Origin of the sequence: Paenibacillus sp. IHB B 3415 (assembly GCF_000802655.2) — a bacterium.
Lineage (GTDB): Bacteria > Bacillota > Bacilli > Paenibacillales > Paenibacillaceae > Paenibacillus_AQ > Paenibacillus_AQ phytohabitans.
In genome coordinates this window covers 1-2,312 of record NZ_JUEI01000178.1, presented here as the reverse complement: position 1 = coordinate 2,312, position 2,312 = coordinate 1, and the positions used below count along the sequence as shown (strand labels likewise).

The window sequence follows — 2,312 nt, the reverse complement described above, 5'->3', positions numbered from 1 at the left end:
TCCTCATCAAACCGTACGTGAGGTTTTCCCTCATACGGCTTTCCGATGTTTGTCATTCATGGGCATGCAGATTACAATAGCGTTTTTAGTCCACACTTATTGGCCATATACTTGACCTCCGGGAATGAACTCATCCATCTCCTCCGTTGTCTCTTCTTCGCATACCACCGGGTGAACCGTTGCAGAATATACCAATCCAGCTTAGCTAACCTCTTTTGGCTGTAGTTCGTGTAGTAATAATTTCTCCATCCCTGAATCTTTGGATTGAGCCATTCCACGTGTTCCTCAAACGATTTAGAACGCATGCCGGACGGTGCTAGTCTGTCTTTGACCACGCCGCGAATGCGTTCTTCTGCCTTCTTCGTTAGCCACTGCTGTGTGGTATAGTACACCTTCCCTTGAGAAGTTTCTGCTTTCGTTTTTCGGTGGTGCATTCCTAAGAAGTCGAATCCCTCGTCTCCTGTCCATAAGCCTACAATACGAGTTTTGGTCGGGTGTAAGGTTAACTCTAGGCGTTCCATAATCCTGCTTATGAGCTCATAAGCATGTTCGGCGTCCTTTTTGGTTTTACAGACCACCACAAGGTCGTCTGCATACCTTGTCAGTTCTCCCAACCCACTTCCGTGTTTCTCCCATAGCCGGTCAAAGTAGTTCAAATAGATATTCGCCAACAGGGGGGAGATGACGCCACCTTGTGGTGTCCCTAAATCGGAGCGCCTTACCTTTCCTTCTTCCATGACTCCCGCATGCAGCCACTTCCGTATTAATTTCAAGATCCGCCTGTCATTGATACGCATCTGTACCAGTTTCATGAGTTTCTCTTGATTAATATTGTCGAAGTAGCCTTGGATATCGACGTCGACTACCCAATTTCCTTTGCGGTTGCAGGCTTTCCGGATTCGCTCCAGCGCTCCCTTTGCACTTCGTTTTGGACGAAATCCGAAGGATACTTCTTCGAAGTCTGCTTCGAAGATGGGTTCAATCACGAGTTTGGTTGCCATTTGTATGACTCGGTCGCGCACGGTAGGTATACCTAGCGGCCTTTGCTTCCCGTCTTTCTTTGGGATATAGTGCCGCCGTACAGGCTCCGGATGGTAGTTGCCTTTTTTCAATTCTCGCTCACAGTCCTTGAGGAACCTTATTTCTCCTTGTTCCTTAATATCTGCGAGCGTCACGGCATCTACTCCAGCCGCTCCCTTATTTGCTTTCACCCGTCTCCAGGCTTCGCTCAGCACATCCCACCGGTAGACTTTGTCGTACAATGCATGGAATCTACGCTTATTATTCTCCTTGGCCGCATGACCTAGCTTTTCTTGGAGTTCTTGAACTTTTTCCTTAGGTGTCGTTAGCCGATTGGCATTCACTCACTCGTACCTCCTCCAAAAGCGTAAACAAAGCAGGGCTCCTTCCCTCCCTAAGGTTGTGTTGTCCTTAGGTTCCTTGGTACTATGAGCCCCTCGGACTCCCTTCCCACAGACGATTCACTTCGTCTTCTGGACTTATAGAACGTCTCTTTACGGGTTTCTAAAAAAAAAATCCGTGTGGGGGAGGGTCTCCCCAGTTCACTGCATTATCTTTCAAACCATGCCGTTCCCTTTACACCGGAGGGTTCTTCACTGTTGTACCAAGTTCTTTGCAGCTTCCATGGCCTTCGTCCATTTAAGCGAGACTCGGCTCCCTCCTCCAGGCTTCGCTCAGCACATCCCACCGGTAGACTTTGTCGTACAATGCATGGAATCTACGCTTATTATTCTCCTTGGCCGCATGACCTAGCTTTTCTTGGAGTTCTTGAACTTTTTCCTTAGGTGTCGTTAGCCGATTGGCATTCACTCACTCGTACCTCCTCCAAAAGCGTAAACAAAGCAGGGCTCCTTCCCTCCCTAAGGTTGTGTTGTCCTTAGGTTCCTTGGTACTATGAGCCCCTCGGACTCCCTTCCCACAGACGATTCACTTCGTCTTCTGGACTTATAGAACGTCTCTTTACGGGTTTCTAAAAAAAAAATCCGTGTGGGGGAGGGTCTCCCCAGTTCACTGCATTATCTTTCAAACCATGCCGTTCCCTTTACACCGGAGGGTTCTTCACTGTTGTACCAAGTTCTTTGCAGCTTCCATGGCCTTCGTCCATTTAAGCGAGACTCGGCTCCCTCTTTTCCCCTTCGCAGGGCCTTTTTGACGACGCGGCAGGATTCACTTGATGTTGCGGCCTGGGTTGTTGCTCGCCCGGTCTCTGACCGGTACTTTTGTCGATGCGCTTTTACACACAGATTTCGCCATGCGCAAGCATCCTAGCTACAAGAGTGGCTTGGCCCCTC

General features: G+C 49.0%; 2 protein-coding genes. Both read right to left on the bottom strand.

The genetic code is table 11. From position 1 onward, the window contains the following. Positions 1 to 71 precede the first annotated feature (71 nt). Positions 72 to 1,364: a group II intron reverse transcriptase/maturase gene (ltrA, locus tag QW71_RS35990; protein WP_039310834.1), complete on the bottom strand. Its 1,293-nt coding sequence runs from the start codon at positions 1,362 to 1,364 to the stop codon at positions 72 to 74. A 295-nt stretch (positions 1,365 to 1,659) separates the two neighbouring features. Next, positions 1,660 to 1,830 (bottom strand): hypothetical protein, encoded by a 171-nt coding sequence (locus QW71_RS40330; RefSeq protein WP_200906014.1) that lies wholly within the window; start codon positions 1,828 to 1,830, stop codon positions 1,660 to 1,662. Positions 1,831 to 2,312: the final 482 nt, after the last annotated feature.